Raw genomic sequence first — 14,412 nt, 5'->3', positions numbered from 1 at the left:
AGCCTTTAGTATCGGGTTGAATTTGCGCCGGCAACATCGCCGCTAAACATCAAGGAAGCGAACGTCTTTGGCGTTGCGGGTGATGAAGCTGCGGCGGGCTTCGACGTCTTCGCCCATCAGGATGGAGAACAGTTCGTCGGCGGCCGCGGCGTCGTCGAGGGTGACCTGGCGCAGCACCCGCACCGAGGGGTCCATCGTGGTCTCCCACAGCTCCTTGGCATCCATCTCGCCCAGACCCTTGTAGCGCTGGATACCGTCGTCGGTGTTGATCTTCTTGCCCGCCTTGCGACCGGCTTCGAGCAGCCCGTCGCGTTCGCGGTCGGAGTAGGCGAACTCCGGTTCGCTGCGCTGCCACTTGAGCTTGTAGAGCGGGGGTTGGGCCAAAAACACGTGGCCGTTTTCGATGAGCGGCTTCATGAACCGGAACAACAGCGTCAGCAGCAGGGTGGAGATGTGCTGGCCGTCGACGTCGGCATCGGCCATCAGCACGATCTTGTGGTAGCGCAGTTTGGAGATGTCGAATTCGTCGTGGATGCCGGTGCCCAGCGCGGTGATGATGGCCTGGACCTCGGTGTTCTTGAGCACCCGGTCGATGCGGGCCTTTTCGACGTTGATGATCTTGCCGCGCAACGGCAGGATCGCCTGAAACATCGAGTCGCGCCCGCTCTTGGCCGAGCCGCCGGCCGAATCACCCTCGACCACATACAGTTCGGACTTGCGTGGGTCGGTGGAACGGCAGTCGGCCAACTTGCCGGGCAGACCGCCGATGTCGGTGGCGCTCTTACGGCGCACCAACTCACGCGCCTTACGTGCGGCGATGCGGGCCTGCGCCGACGAAACCGCTTTGTTGACAACGGTCTTGGCCTCGGCGGGGTTGGCGTCGAACCAGTGCGTCAGCTCCTCGTTGCAGATCTTCTGCACAAACGACTTGACCTCGGTGTTGCCGAGTTTCGTCTTGGTCTGGCCTTCGAACTGCGGTTCGGCGACCTTCACCGAGATCACCGCGGCCAGCCCCTCGCGGATGTCGTCACCGGTGAGGTTGGGGTCCTTCTCCTTGAGGAGCTTCTTGTCCTTGGCGTACTTGTTGACCACCGACGTCAGCGCGGCGCGGAAACCTTCCTCGTGGGTGCCGCCCTCGTGGGTGTTGATGGTGTTGGCGAAGGTGTGCACCGACTCGGAATACCCGGCGTTCCACTGCATCGCGATCTCGACCTCATGACCGGGACCCTTGCCGTCGAAATCGATGATGCTCTGTTGGATCGCCGTCTTCGTGCGGTTGATGTGCTTGACGAAATCCACCAGACCGCCGGGGTAGTGGAACACCCGGTGCTTGACCTTGTGCGCACCCTTGTCCTCGGCCGCCTTCTCGTCGGCGGTCTTCGGCGCCTCGGCGGTATCGCTGACCACCTCGTCGACGACCTCTTCGGCGGTCACCCGCTCGTCGGTCAGCTCGATGGTCAAGCCCTTGTTCAGGAACGCCTGCTCCTGCAAGCGCCGGGCCACGGTCTCGAAGTCGTATTCGGTGGTCTCGAAGATGTCCGGATCGGCCCAGAACCGCACCGTCGTCCCGGTCTCCTTGGTCTTGCCGCCCTGCTTGAGCTCACCGGGCACCGAACGGTCGTAGTACTGGAACCACTCGTAACCGTCACGCAGGATCGTCACCTCGACCCGCGAGGACAGGGCGTTGACCACCGAGACACCGACGCCGTGCAGACCGCCCGACACCGCATACCCGCTGTTCTCGCCGCCGAACTTGCCGCCGGCGTGCAGCTGGGTCATGACCACGTCGACGGTCGGGATGCCCGCCTGCTTGTGCTTCTCGACGGGGATGCCGCGGCCGTCATCGGTCACGCTGACGCTGCCGTCGCCGAGGATCTTCACGTCCACCCGGGTGGCGTAGCCGGCCATCGCCTCGTCGATCGCGTTGTCGACGACCTCCCAGATCAGGTGATGCAGACCACGCTCGCCGGTGGACCCGATATACATGCCCGGACGTTTGCGGACGGCTTCGAGACCCTCGAGAATGGTGATTGCATCGGCGCCGTACTCCTTGGGAGCACTCTTCTTCTGGGCAGCCACGTTGGACGGGTCTCCTTGGTCTCTTGCCGGGGACGGCTGGCGCGGCGGTGGACCACCGCCTGCGGATCTGCTTCCATCCTACCGGCAGAGCTTGACAGCACCGACTCTGAGGCGGCGTTTCTGCACACCTATTTGGGCCGCCTGTGGAATTTCTCGATCTCGGGTGCCTGAAGACGCTTGAGAACTAGGATTGCGGCGTTCTCGCGCCTTTGAGGCAACTGCCGTCCGGTCGCTATCCGTACGTGTCGCGGGGGCCTCGGCCCGCGATGTGATAGCGGCCCTTGCGCCACGACGGCGCGACCGGTCCGACGATCTTCAGCGATCTGACGACGCCGTCGCCCACCGCGTCCGCGATCTTGGCCAACACCTGCGCCTGCACCATCCGCAACTGCGTGGCCCATGCCGTGGACTCCGCCGAGATGGTCAACACACCCTCGTTGAGGGAGGTCGGCGTCGCGTGTGCGGCGATACCCTCACCGACGACGCCGGGCCAGCGGCCGAACACCGCGCCCTCGGCGACGCGTCCGGACCATCCGCGGCTGCGGGCCAGTTCGCTTGCGGCGGGGCCGAACGGCTGCGGATCGCGGGAGTCCGGGCCGGGACCCGACCAGCGCCGACGCGCATTACCGGCGATCTTTCGCGGCGCCGCGCCGCGGCCGCGACCGACCTCCTTACCCTGGCTGCGCGCCGCACCGCGCGCTTCCTCTAGCGTGCGCCGGACCAGATCCATCCCGCGCAGGTGCGCCAGGTGTTCGGGCGGTCCCGCTGCATCGTCAGGCGAGGTCATGGCTCCACCACCGAGATTCGTCCGAGATCCTCGTCGCGCATCGTCACTCCAATCCTGCGCGCGTCCCAATCGGCTGGGACGTCCTCAGGTACGGCCGCGGTGACCAAGACCTGCTCGGCCGAGGCCGCCACCGCGGCCAGCGCCTGCCTGCGCGCCTTGTCCAGCTCAGCGAACACATCGTCGAGCAGCAACACCGGATCGCCCCCTTCCGCACGGAGTAGTTCATAGGCAGCCAGCCGCAGCGACAGCGCCATCGACCATGATTCCCCATGGCTGGCAAAGCCTTTCGCGACCTGATCGCCCAACCGCAGTTCGAGGTCGTCGCGGTGAGGCCCCACCAGGCACACCCCGCGTTCCAGTTCGGAATCGCGCCGGCGCGCCAAGGCATCCAGCAGGGCCGCCTCGAACATCTCGGCATCGGCGGTGCCCGCCGCCGCCTCTGCCTCGACCACCTCCACGCCGCTGCGGTAGCGGATCGCCGCAGGCCGCGACGACGGCGCCAGCAGCTGGTATGCCTTCTCCACCTCCGGTGCCAGCTGATTGACCAGATCCACCCGTGCGGCGATGAGCTTCGCCCCCGTCTCGGCGAGGTGGCCGTCCCACACGTCGAGGGTGTCGAAAACACTTCGATCACCACGGAATCGAGCACCGGAGGCCGTCTTGAGCAGCGCGGTCCGCTGGCGCAGCACCTTGTCGTAATCCGCGCGGATCGCGGCGACCTGCGGGCGCCGGGTGGTGGCGAGTTCGTCGAGAAAGCGGCGCCGCTCACCGGGATCGCCACGCACCAGGGCCAGGTCCTCCGGGGCGAACAGCACGGCCCGCAGCACGCCGAGAATCTCGCGAGCGGAGCGCACGGGGGAGCGGTTGATGCGGGCCTTGTTGGCCCGCCCGGCCGTGATCTCCAGATCCACCGCCAGTTCCCGGCCTTCGTTGACGACGATGGTCGACACCACCGCACGTCCGGCGCCGGTCCGGATCAGCGGTGCGTCCGTGGCGACCCGATGCGATCCGAGGGTCGACGAATACCAGAGTGCCTCAACGATATTCGTCTTACCGAAGCCGTTCGGCCCGACGAACACGGTCCGGCCGGGCTCGAGATCCAATTCGACGCTCGGCCACGATCGGAAGTCGGTCAACGCCAGGCGGCGGACGTACACGACGCGACCGCCTACCCCGACTCGCTGACCCGTTTGACCGCGTGCCCACCGAACTGGTTGCGCAGAGCAGAAACCGCCTTCATCGCGGGGGAATCCTCCTGGCGGGAGGCGAACCGGGCAAACAGCGACGCCGCGATCACCGGCATCGGCACTCGGTGATGGATGGCCTCCTCGACGGTCCACCGACCCTCGCCGGAATCCTCGGTGTATCCGCTGATCTCACCGAATTCCGGGTCCTCCTTCAACGCCTTGGCGAGCAACTGCTGCAACCAGGACCGCACGACGGTGCCGTTGCTCCACGCCTGGATGACGGCTTGGGTGTCGGTGATCAGGTCCTCGGCGGCCAACAGCTCGTAGCCCTCGGCGTAAGCCATCATCAGGCCGTACTCGATACCGTTGTGCACCATCTTCGCGTAATGGCCCGCACCGACCGGCCCGGCGTGCACGAAACCGTCTTCCCGCGGCCCCGGCGGCCGCAAGGTGTCGAAGATCGGCATCACGCGTTCGACGTCGGCGTCGCTGCCGCCAACCATCAGGCCATAGCCTTCCGTCAATCCCCACACCCCGCCGGAAACACCGGCATCGATGAACGCAATTCCCTTCTCGCCCAACAGTTTCGCATGCGGGCCGTCCTCGGTGTAACGGGAATTTCCGCCGTCGATGACCAGATCGCCCGCGTCGAGCTCATCGGCCAGAGCGGTGATGGTGTCGCGGGTGATCGGTCCTGAGGGCACCATCACCCACACCACCCGCGGGGCATCGAGGGCGTCGGCCAGGGCCGCGAGCGTGGGCACGTCGGTGACTTCCGGTCTCGGGTCGTATCCGACGACCTCATGACCTCCTTTGCGCAGGCGCTCGCGCATGTTGAAGCCCATTTTGCCGAGACCGACCAGGCCGAGTTGCATGTGCGCCCCTTCTCCGGCGTTCTTTGGCGTCAGCCGGTTCAGCCGGGTAGGCGCACCGGCATCAGCAGGTAGACGTAGTCGGTCTGTTGCGCGGGGAACGGTCCCGCCGCACCGACATCCGTGTCGTCGTCGTTGGCCGGACGCAACACCGCGGGACGGCTGGGTGTGGTGAAACCGAAGGTGACTCGCTCCGAATGCAACGAGCTCAGACCGTCCGTGAGATACGTGGGGTTGAACGCGATGGTCAGCGGATCACCGGCGAAACTGACCGGAAGGTCCTCCTCGGCGCGGCCTACGTCGTCGGCGCCCGCCGACAGGTGCAACGAGTCCTCAGAGAATTCCATCCGCACCTGGGCGCCGCGATCGGCCACCAGCGCCACACGCTTGATGGCCTCGGTGAGTTCACCGACCCCGATCGTCGCCATCGCGGTGTGCTCGGTGGGCAGCAACTGCCGGAACTTCGGGAACTCCGCATCGAGCAGACGGGTGGTACTGCGCTTGCCCCCACTGCTGATACCGAGCAGCCCCTCCTTACCGACCGCCGATCCCGCGCCCAGCGCCAGATGCACGTCACCGCCGTCGGAGCCGGCTTTGGCCGCTTCCGAAAGTGTCTTGGCCGGCACCAACACCGCCGCCTCCAGGTCGGGACCGGCCGTCGACCATGTCAGCTCGCGAACCGCCAGGCGGAACCGGTCGGTTGCGGCCAAAACCACTTTCTCCCCGGCGATTTCGACACGGATGCCGGTCAACATCGGCAGCGTGTCATCGCGGCCGGCCGCGACGGCGACCTGGCCGATCGCTTCGGAGAACAGCTCAGCGGATATGACACCGGTCTCGTCGGGAAGCGCGGGCAGCGTGGGGTAGTCCTCGACGGCCATCGTCGGCAACGAGAAGCGCGAACTACCACACGTCAGCAAAACCCGCGTGCCGTCGACGCTCACATCGATCGGTTTGGCCGGCAGCGCCCGGGTGATGTCGGACAACAACCGACCGGAAACCAAAACGCTGCCCGGTGAAGCGATCTCGGCAGGCACCCGCACCTCGGCGGAAACCTCGTAGTCGAATCCCGAAATCGTCAACCCGTCCTCGGAGCCGGTGAGCAAGACGCCGGCGAGCACCGGGACCGTGGGCCTGGTGGGCAGATTGCGGGCCACCCATGCCACGGCTTCGGCGAAGTCTTCACGTACCAGGCGGAACTTCAGATCGGTGACACCAACCGTTGTCGTCGCCACGTCCATAGGGTCCCTTCGATCACAATCACGACAAGCCTCGAGCAGCGGTTTCCCGGTGTCTCACCACGCGTCTCAACGATGCGTCCCCGACGACCGTAACGGCTGTGCTGAATCACCGTAGAGCTTTCCGCCCCAACTTGAAAGCTAATCGATCGCGGTGACATCGCCGCCGTCCGGCCGGTGTGACCGTCGGTGGTTCCGAGCTTCCCCAAGGGCCTTCTTCGAAGGAGATTCTTCAGAGATATACAAGCAACAGTATTAGGGCCTGTGAATGCTGGGGATGAATACATGTCGGTGCTGCTTACGGGCACAGGCGCCTGTGAGGTAACTGTGGATGAAGGCGGCGCCGGGCGGGACAAACTGTGGAGACGCCGGGGGTTGTGTAGCAATCGGCTGATAGTCCGCGGGTTGATCCCAGGTTCTCCACATCGGTGTGCACAACGCCGCGCTGTGACTGGTGATGCCGGCGTTACAGAAGATTTTTGAAGAAATTTTGTCGGGACGGCCACATCCGGGCGCGATCGATCGCGACGGAAGGGGAGGGGGTGCGGGCGGATTCAGCGCTTGGAGCGCTGACGGATACGCGTGGTGAGTTCTTTCACGTGATCGAATACCTCACGGCGCTCGGCCATCTCACCGCGAATCTTCTTCTCCGCGTACATCACGGTGGTGTGGTCGCGGCCGAACGCCTGCCCGATCTTCGGCAGGGACAGATCGGTCAGCTCGCGGCACAGGTACATCGCGATCTGTCGTGACTGGGCGAGCGCACGGGTCTTACCGGGGCCGCGCAACTCCTCGACGGTGGTCTCGAAGTACTCGGCGGTGGCGGCCATGATCGCCGCGGTGCTGATCTGCATGGTGCTGGCGTCGGAGATCAGATCGCGCAGCACGATCTCGGCCAGCGACTTGTCGATCGCCGTCTTGTTCAACGACGCGAACGCGGTGACGCGGATGAGGGCGCCCTCGAGTTCGCGGATGTTGCGCTCGATGCTGCTGGCGATGAGCTCGAGGACGTCATCGGGAACATCGAGACGGTCCATCTGAGCCTTTTTGCGCAGGATGGCGATCCGCGTCTCCAGCTCCGGCGGCTGGACGTCGGTGATCAGTCCCCACTCGAAACGGGTGCGCAGCCGGTCCTCGAGGGTGGCCAACTGCTTGGGGGGCCGATCTGAGGAGATAACGATCTGCTTGTTCGCGTTGTGCAGGGTGTTGAAGGTGTGGAAGAACTCCTCCTGGATGCCTTCCTTGCCCTCGATGAACTGGATGTCGTCGACCAGCAACACGTCGATGTCGCGGTAGCTACGCTTGAACGACGCCTTGCGATCGTCGCGCAGGGAGTTGATGAAGTCGTTGGTGAATTCCTCGGTCGACACGTACTTGACGCGCATGCCGGGAAACAGCCGCTGGGCGTAGTTGCCGGCCGCGTGCAGCAGGTGCGTCTTGCCCAGCCCGGATTCGCCCCAGATGAACAACGGGTTGTACGCGCGGGCCGGTGCCTCGGCGATCGCGAGCGTCGCCGCGTGAGCAAAGCGATTCGAGGCGCCGATGACGAACGTGTCGAAGGTGTAGCGCCGGTTGAGATTGACCGCGGTGGCGTCATCGGTCAGCGTGCTGGGAGGTCGGCTGGTGAAGTAGGTCGGCCAACTTTCCTCGGCGCTGGCCCGGGCTTCGAGGTCGTCGTCGACTTCGTCGGGTTCGCCGACGGCCGCCAGTCCGCTCAACGGACCGTCGGTGTCGTCGGGCCCCGGGTCGGCGATACGCACACCCAGTTCAACGCGCTGGCCGAGCTGGCGGCTCAACGCGGTGATGATCGGCTCCCGCAGGTGACGTTCGATCTCGTTCTGCACGAACGGGGTGGGCACCGACAGCAGGGCGAAGCCCTCGGTGATCACCAGGGGTTTGACCAGCTTCAACCAGGCTCTTTGCTGAGGAGTCAGGCCCGGGCCCGCCATGTCGCCACCCGCTCCCGCGGGGCTGCCGTTGAGTTCGGCGACCACCGTGTTCCACACGGCTACGAACGGGGGGTCGGGGTCAGCTGTCAACGACGACTACCCCCTTGCGGCCGGCCCAGAGACGACCAAAAGGAACGATGACGATCTGTCCACAAAGTTATCCACAGGCTGTGGAGACTGGACAGTCGTCGTCGTTCTGTTTTCCACCGGCGGGGAGGCCGCGGGTCGGGCCACATCACAGATGTGTGGGCTCACGACTGGTCGGGCATCCTCGCTTCGTTGTCCGTCGCCGTTTCGTTATCGAAGCGGCATTGGCAGAAGCTAACAGTTTTCTTCGCGGGTGCCAACCGTTCTGCCACATTGCGTGGACGGATATTTTCCGCTGTTGGTCGGCGGTGACGCGTGTTGCAAATGTGGCTGTCCACACGGTCATTCGGCCAGGTTTGACCCAGCGAAATCTCCTCAGTACCCTCGAACAGTCGCCCGTACGAGGCGATACGGCTGCGACCCGGGCATCGACCGGGGACCGCGCCGGCTAGCAAGATGGACGAGCTTACCAACGGCAACTGCGTCCAAACCGATTCGTACGTCGTCGGTGGGGGATGCGGGTGCCAGACGCAACAAGGAGACAGCCGTGGCCAAGGGCAAGCGGACCTTCCAGCCGAACAACCGGCGCCGGGCGCGTGTGCATGGCTTCCGGCTGCGGATGCGCACGCGGGCAGGTCGTGCGATCGTCACGAACCGGCGGAGCAAGGGTCGGCGCAAGCTGACCGCGTGACTCCCACGTGACTTCGAGCGGGAGTTGACGCTGGTGCTTCCGGCGCGGTACCGCATGACGCGTTCGACGGAGTTCGGGAACACGGTCAGCCGAGGGGTGCGCGCAGTGCAGCCCGATCTCGTCGTGCACGCGCTGCGGTCCGACGAAGGCTCCGAGCCGGGGCCCCGGATTGGTCTGGTGGTTTCCAAAGCGGTCGGCACCGCGGTGCAACGCCATCGCGTGGCCCGGCGACTGCGTCATGTCGCACGAACCGTCATCGAGGAGCTGGACCCCGCCGATCGGGTGGTGATCCGCGCGCTCCCCAGCAGCCGGCACGCGATCTCGGCGCGGCTCGAACAAGAACTGCGCACAGCGCTTCGCCGAGCCAGACCCAAGACCGAGGCATCCCGGTGAGGACGAGGGTGAGGTCCGTCGGCGCGTGGACGGCCCGCGCGGTCATCTACGTGATCCAGCTGTACCGGCACACCATCTCGCCGCTACGGCTGCCGACGTGTCGATTCACCCCGACCTGTAGCCAGTACGCGGTGGATGCACTGACCGAGTACGGGCTGGTGCGCGGCGGTTGGCTCGCGACGGTACGGCTGTTGAAATGCGGGCCATGGCATAGGGGAGGATGGGATCCGATCCCGGACCGCCCGGCAGCCGGCGGACACGGCGACGCAGACGTGGCGGGCGCTCCCGCGGACGAGTCTTCACAGGATCGGGACACCGCTGCCGACGTCACTGGCGGCCATCCAGCATTGCGAGCAGGAAGCGAGACGCGTGTTTAACTGGTTCAGCCTCGACATCATCTACTACCCGGTGTCGGCGATCATGTGGGTCTGGTACAAACTGTTCGCCTTCCTGCTGGGGCCGTCGAACTTCTTCGCTTGGGCGCTCTCGGTGATGTTCCTGGTGTTCACCCTGCGCGCGATCCTCTACAAGCCGTTCGTGAAGCAGATCCGGACGACGCGCCAGATGCAGGAGTTGCAGCCCCAGATCAAGGCGCTGCAGAAGAAGTACGGCAAGGACCGTCAGCGCATGGCGCTGGAGATGCAGAAGTTGCAGCGCGAGCACGGCTTCAACCCGATCCTGGGGTGCCTGCCGATGCTGGCTCAGGTGCCGGTGTTCCTCGGACTGTTCCACGTGTTGCGGTCCTTCAACCGGACGCAGGGCGGATTCGGTCAGATCCAGTTGTCGGTGGAGCAGAACCGGGCGACCGGGAACTACGTCTTCAGCCCGACCGACGTCGCGAACTTCCTCGACGCGCACCTGTTCGGAGCGCCGTTGGGCGCGACCATGATTCAGACCACCGGCCTGGATGCCTTCACCGAGTTCAACCGGGCGGCGGTCATCGGGGTCGGCGTGCCGATCATGATCCTCGCCGGGATCGCCACGTACTTCAACAGCCGCGCCTCGATCTCGCGCCAGAGCCCGGAGGCCGCCGCCAACCCGCAGACGGCGATGATGAACAAGTTGGCGCTCTACGTCTTCCCACTCGGCGTCGTCGTCGGCGGGCCGTTCCTGCCGCTGGCCATCATCATGTACTGGCTCGCGAACAACATCTGGACCTTCGGTCAGCAGCACTACGTGTTCGGCAAGATCGAGAAGGAAGAAGAGGCGAAGAAGCTCGAGGCCCAAGAGCGGCAGGCGAAGAATGCACCGCCGCCGGGGGTCAAGCCGAACCGGAATCGCAAGGCCCAGGCCGCGAAGTCTCCCGAGACGGCGGAGCCGGTTGAGGGCGACGAGGCCGACAGCAGCGAGCCCGCGTCGGAGAACGGCGCGCCGGGCAAGAAGCCGACGGGCAGCAGTCCGGGCAAGGCGGCCAGCGGAGCGACGAACCGCACGCCGCGGCCCGGCGCGAGCCCGCGCCCCGGATCGCGGCCCAAGAAACGTAAACGGTGACCGGACCAGCCCGGTGGGATGAGGAGGGAACGACATGACTGACGCCGAGACGACCGAGCGCGACGAACTCGTTGATGAGGACAGCGGCGCCGCCGCGCCGGTAGCCGAGGACGATCTGGAAGAGAAGCTGGTCGCCGAGGGCGAGATCGCGGGCGACTACCTCGAGGAGTTGTTGGACCTACTGGACTTCGACGGTGACATCGACCTCGACGTCGAGGGGGACCGCGCGGTCGTGAGCATCGACGGCGGCGCCGACCTCAACAAGTTGGTGGGGCGCAAGGGCGAGGTTCTCGACGCGTTGCAGGAACTGACGCGGCTCGCTGTGCACCAGAAGACGGGGGAGCGCAGCCGGCTGATGCTCGACATCGCGCGGTGGCGGCGCCGCCGCCGCGACGAGTTGGCCACACTGGGCGACAAGGTGGCGCGCCGTGTGCTCGAGACCGGGGAGCGCGAAGAGCTCGCCCCGATGACGCCGTTCGAACGCAAGATCGTGCACGATGCGGTGGCGGCGGTGGACGGCGTCCACAGCGAGAGCGAGGGCGTCGAGCCGTCGCGGCGCGTGGTCGTCCTCGCCGACTGATTCAGAGTTACAACTGTGTAGTTCATTGGCGTCGTCGGTCCGACGCGACGATCCGGAGGATGTTTCACGTGAAACATGGGGAGGTGTCGGCGCCGCCGGACGCGGCCGCCTCCTTGTTCAAAGAGCGCCTCGACCTGATCGAGCGATACGCGGCGACGCTGGCCGGCGCGGGCGTCGAACGCGGCCTCATCGGTCCGCGGGAAGTCGACCGGATCTGGGACCGCCACATCCTCAACAGTGCGGCGCTGTCCGAGCTCGTCGGGGCCGACGCCCGAGTCGCCGACATCGGTAGTGGCGCGGGCCTTCCCGGGATACCGTTGGCGTTGGCCCGACCCGACCTCCAGGTGACGCTCATCGAACCACTTCTGCGGCGCAGCGACTTCCTGCGCGCGATAGTCGACGAACTCGGGATCGACGTGGCGGTCGTGCGTGGACGGGCCGAGGAGCCGGGGGTAAGGAAGCAATTGGGGGAGACGGACGTAGTGGTGTCCAGGGCGGTGGCCTCCCTGGACAAACTGACTCGATGGAGCATGCCGCTCCTTCGCGTCGACGGCCACATGCTTGCCCTCAAGGGTGAGCGTGCCGAAGAGGAGATCCGCGACCATCGGCGTGTGATGGCGTCGCTCGGCGCGGCCGATGTAAGGGTGATGAGGTGTGGCGCGAACTACTTGGATCCACCCGCGACCGTCGTCGTGGCACGGCGGGAGAAGGCGGTAACGCACCGGCCAACGGGCAGGCGACGAGGATGACGGCGCCACGGAACGGGGCCCGGGGACCCGCCGAACCCGCCGGCCGGGCAACCAATGTTTCACGTGAAACCGGCGCCGCCGCTCAGGCAGCCAACGGCGCTCCGGCCGATGTTTCACGTGAAACCACGCCCGGCGCCGCCAGCGCCCCCAAAGAGAAGTGGCCGGAGAAGCCGGCGCAGGACCGGTGGGAGGATCCCGTCGGCATCGACACCCCGATCGGCGCCGAGGCCGAACGCGCCGTGCGACTGCTTCACGCCGCGTCAAAGGGCAGCCTTCCCCGACCCGATCGGCAGCGCGTGTTCACGATCGCGAACCAGAAGGGCGGGGTCGGCAAGACGACCACGGCCGTCAACATCGCGGCGGCGCTCGCTCTCCAGGGACTGCAGACGCTCGTCATCGACCTCGATCCGCAGGGCAACGCGAGCACGGCACTGGGCATCGAGCACCGACCGGGAACGCCGTCGTCGTACGAGGTGTTGATCGGGGAGATCCCGTTACGCGATGCTCTGCAGCGCAGCCCCCACAACGAGCGGCTCTACTGTGTGCCCGCGACCATCGACCTGGCCGGCGCCGAGATCGAGTTGGTCAGCATGGTGGCCCGCGAAGGCCGCCTGCGCGCGGCGCTGGCGTCGCTCACGGAGTTCAACTTCGATTATGTGTTCATCGACTGTCCGCCGTCGCTCGGCCTGCTGACCATCAACGCGTTCGTCGCCGCGCCGGAGGTGCTGATCCCGATCCAGTGTGAGTACTACGCACTGGAAGGCGTCGGCCAGCTGATGCGGACCATCGAGATGGTCAAGGCACACCTCAATCCGCAACTCGATGTGACCACGGTGATCCTGACGATGTACGACGGGCGCACCAAGCTCGCCGACCAAGTCGCTTCCGATGTGCGGGCGCACTTCGGGGACAAGGTGCTACGCACCGTCATCCCGCGCAGCGTCAAAGTGTCCGAGGCGCCCGGTTACGGGATGACGATCCTCGGCTACGACCCGGGCTCGCGCGGAGCGATGAGCTACCTGGATGCGAGCCGCGAGATCGCGGAGCACCGATGAGCGCCTGCGCCACAGCACAGACCGGGCCAAAACCGGAACAACCGATGAGCGGTTGCGTAGAAAGGCAGAACGTACCGATGAACGCTTGCGCGAAGAGGAGTAGATGATGAGCCAACCCACCCGCAAGCGCAGCGGACTCGGCCGCGGCCTGGCTTCGCTCATACCCACCGGACCCGCCGACGGTGACCACTCCGAACTCGGTCCGCGAATGGGCGACGCGGCGGCCGATGTCGTGATCGGCGGGCCGTCGAACGGGGGCGTGACCAACGAGGTGGGCGCGGTGTACCGCGAAATCGACCCCGCGTCGATCGAGCCGAATCCGCGCCAGCCGCGCCAGGTCTTCGACGAGGAGGCGCTCGCCGAGCTCGTCCACTCGATCCGCGAGTTCGGTCTCATGCAGCCGATCGTCGTGCGTACGCTTCAGCGGCCCGAACCGGGGGCGCCCCGCTACCAACTCGTGATGGGGGAGCGGCGCTGGCGCGCGGCCCAGCAGGCCGGCCTCGCCACGATTCCGGCGATCGTCCGCGAGACCACCGACGACAGCATGCTGCGCGACGCGCTGTTGGAGAACATTCACCGCGCCCAGCTGAACCCGCTCGAGGAGGCGGCCGCCTACCAGCAGCTGCTCGACGAATTCGAGGTCACCCACGATGAACTGGCCTCGCGGATCGGGCGCTCACGGCCGGTGATCACCAACATGATCCGATTGCTGCGTTTGCCCATCGCCGTGCAGCGCCGGGTAGCCGCCGGGGTGCTCTCAGCCGGACATGCGCGTGCGCTGCTGTCGCTCGAGGGAGGCCCGGACAAGCAGGAGGAGCTGGCCGCGCGCATCGTCGCCGAGGGACTGTCGGTGCGAGCCACCGAGGAAGCGGTGACACTGGCCAACAGCGCGGGCCCGCCAGCGCCGGCGGCGCCCAAGCGCAAGCCGATCAACATGCCCGGCCTCCAGGACGTTGCCGAGCGGCTGTCCACGGCCTTCGATACGCGCGTCACCGTCAGCCTCGGCAAACGCAAGGGCAAGATCGTGGTCGAATTCGGCTCGGTGGACGACTTGCAGCGCATAGTCGAACTGATGAGCGCATCGGAGCGGTGACCTACCACACCGGGTAATTACGTCACTGTGACACAACCCGGGTCTCATCGGCGTGACCGCTGCCCTTCGAAGGAAACCACCTGTGACACAACACGTTTCGTCGCTCGACGCGAGAGGCCGGAAAAACGGAGCGTCGAGGTGTGCGCACCCTTCTATCCTGG

General features: G+C 66.0%; 14 protein-coding genes. 8 read left to right on the top strand and 6 right to left on the bottom strand.

Features of this window, described 5'->3' with window-relative positions; translation table 11 throughout:
• Positions 1 to 42: 42 nt before the first annotated feature.
• From gyrB to dnaA, 6 genes are all read right to left on the bottom strand, one after another.
• Complete coding sequence (gyrB, locus tag RMCN_RS08500; protein ID WP_067388381.1) at positions 43 to 2,079, bottom strand: DNA topoisomerase (ATP-hydrolyzing) subunit B; 2,037 nt, start codon at positions 2,077 to 2,079, stop codon at positions 43 to 45.
• Positions 2,080 to 2,311: 232 nt separating this feature from the next.
• The gene (locus tag RMCN_RS08495) at positions 2,312 to 2,866 is read right to left on the bottom strand and encodes a DUF721 family protein (protein ID WP_064415296.1); all 555 of its coding nucleotides are present in this window, start codon (positions 2,864 to 2,866) and stop codon (positions 2,312 to 2,314) included.
• Positions 2,863 to 4,023, bottom strand: a complete 1,161-nt coding sequence (gene recF / locus RMCN_RS08490) for a DNA replication/repair protein RecF (RefSeq protein ID WP_067388379.1) — start codon at positions 4,021 to 4,023, stop codon at positions 2,863 to 2,865. Before recF ends, RMCN_RS08495 begins: the two co-directional genes overlap by 4 nt.
• Positions 4,024 to 4,034: 11 nt before the next feature.
• Positions 4,035 to 4,928 carry a phosphogluconate dehydrogenase (NAD(+)-dependent, decarboxylating) gene (gnd, locus tag RMCN_RS08485; RefSeq protein ID WP_064415298.1) on the bottom strand — a complete coding sequence of 298 codons (894 nt, stop codon included), beginning with the start codon at positions 4,926 to 4,928 and terminating at the stop codon, positions 4,035 to 4,037.
• Positions 4,929 to 4,966: 38 nt separating this feature from the next.
• A complete protein-coding gene (dnaN, locus tag RMCN_RS08480; RefSeq protein WP_201028809.1) occupies positions 4,967 to 6,160 on the bottom strand; it encodes a DNA polymerase III subunit beta in 1,194 nt (397 codons plus the stop codon).
• 557 nt (positions 6,161 to 6,717) lie between these two features.
• Positions 6,718 to 8,202, bottom strand: coding sequence for a chromosomal replication initiator protein DnaA (dnaA, locus tag RMCN_RS08475; RefSeq protein WP_064415300.1), 1,485 nt, complete (start codon positions 8,200 to 8,202; stop codon positions 6,718 to 6,720).
• 544 nt (positions 8,203 to 8,746) lie between these two features.
• Here dnaA and rpmH point away from each other — a divergent pair.
• From rpmH to RMCN_RS08435, 8 genes are all read left to right on the top strand, one after another.
• Positions 8,747 to 8,890, top strand: a complete 144-nt coding sequence (gene rpmH / locus RMCN_RS08470) for a 50S ribosomal protein L34 (RefSeq protein ID WP_064346175.1) — start codon at positions 8,747 to 8,749, stop codon at positions 8,888 to 8,890.
• 33 nt (positions 8,891 to 8,923) lie between these two features.
• Positions 8,924 to 9,283, top strand: coding sequence for a ribonuclease P protein component (rnpA, locus tag RMCN_RS08465; protein ID WP_067388768.1), 360 nt, complete (start codon positions 8,924 to 8,926; stop codon positions 9,281 to 9,283).
• 8 nt (positions 9,284 to 9,291) lie between these two features.
• A complete protein-coding gene (gene yidD, locus RMCN_RS08460) occupies positions 9,292 to 9,660 on the top strand; it encodes a membrane protein insertion efficiency factor YidD (protein WP_082681032.1) in 369 nt (122 codons plus the stop codon).
• Positions 9,653 to 10,774 (top strand): membrane protein insertase YidC, encoded by a 1,122-nt coding sequence (gene yidC / locus RMCN_RS08455; protein ID WP_067388375.1) that lies wholly within the window; start codon positions 9,653 to 9,655, stop codon positions 10,772 to 10,774. The genes yidD and yidC overlap by 8 nt, the downstream gene beginning before the upstream one ends.
• A gap of 34 nt (positions 10,775 to 10,808) precedes the next feature.
• Positions 10,809 to 11,354: a Jag family protein gene (locus RMCN_RS08450; RefSeq protein ID WP_067388373.1), complete on the top strand. Its 546-nt coding sequence runs from the start codon at positions 10,809 to 10,811 to the stop codon at positions 11,352 to 11,354.
• A 59-nt stretch (positions 11,355 to 11,413) separates the two neighbouring features.
• Positions 11,414 to 12,103 carry a 16S rRNA (guanine(527)-N(7))-methyltransferase RsmG gene (rsmG, locus tag RMCN_RS08445; protein WP_067388371.1) on the top strand — a complete coding sequence of 230 codons (690 nt, stop codon included), beginning with the start codon at positions 11,414 to 11,416 and terminating at the stop codon, positions 12,101 to 12,103.
• Positions 12,100 to 13,158: a ParA family protein gene (locus RMCN_RS08440; RefSeq protein WP_084377280.1), complete on the top strand. Its 1,059-nt coding sequence runs from the start codon at positions 12,100 to 12,102 to the stop codon at positions 13,156 to 13,158. Before rsmG ends, RMCN_RS08440 begins: the two co-directional genes overlap by 4 nt.
• A gap of 106 nt (positions 13,159 to 13,264) precedes the next feature.
• On the top strand, positions 13,265 to 14,251 hold the full coding sequence (locus tag RMCN_RS08435; RefSeq protein ID WP_067388764.1) for a ParB/RepB/Spo0J family partition protein: 987 nt from the start codon (positions 13,265 to 13,267) through the stop codon (positions 14,249 to 14,251).
• Positions 14,252 to 14,412: the final 161 nt, after the last annotated feature.

Origin of the sequence: Mycolicibacterium novocastrense (genome assembly GCF_001570485.1) — a bacterium.
Classification (GTDB): Bacteria; Actinomycetota; Actinomycetes; order Mycobacteriales; family Mycobacteriaceae; genus Mycobacterium; species Mycobacterium novocastrense.
The sequence above is the reverse complement of the archived record's forward strand: the minus strand, read 5'-3'. Positions and strand labels throughout refer to the sequence as shown.

What these genes read in the sequence shown, in the direction of transcription:
- RMCN_RS08435 (WP_067388764.1), top strand. Translation starts at nt 13,265, where the DNA reads ATGAGCCAACCCACCCGCAAGCGCAGCGGACTCGGCCGCGGCCTGGCT.
- RMCN_RS08450 (WP_067388373.1), top strand. Translation starts at nt 10,809, where the DNA reads ATGACTGACGCCGAGACGACCGAGCGCGACGAACTCGTTGATGAGGAC.
- gnd (WP_064415298.1), bottom strand. Translation starts at nt 4,928, where the DNA reads ATGCAACTCGGCCTGGTCGGTCTCGGCAAAATGGGCTTCAACATGCGC.
- RMCN_RS08440 (WP_084377280.1), top strand. Translation starts at nt 12,100, where the DNA reads ATGACGGCGCCACGGAACGGGGCCCGGGGACCCGCCGAACCCGCCGGC.
- RMCN_RS08495 (WP_064415296.1), bottom strand. Translation starts at nt 2,866, where the DNA reads ATGACCTCGCCTGACGATGCAGCGGGACCGCCCGAACACCTGGCGCAC.
- rsmG (WP_067388371.1), top strand. Translation starts at nt 11,414, where the DNA reads ATGTTTCACGTGAAACATGGGGAGGTGTCGGCGCCGCCGGACGCGGCC.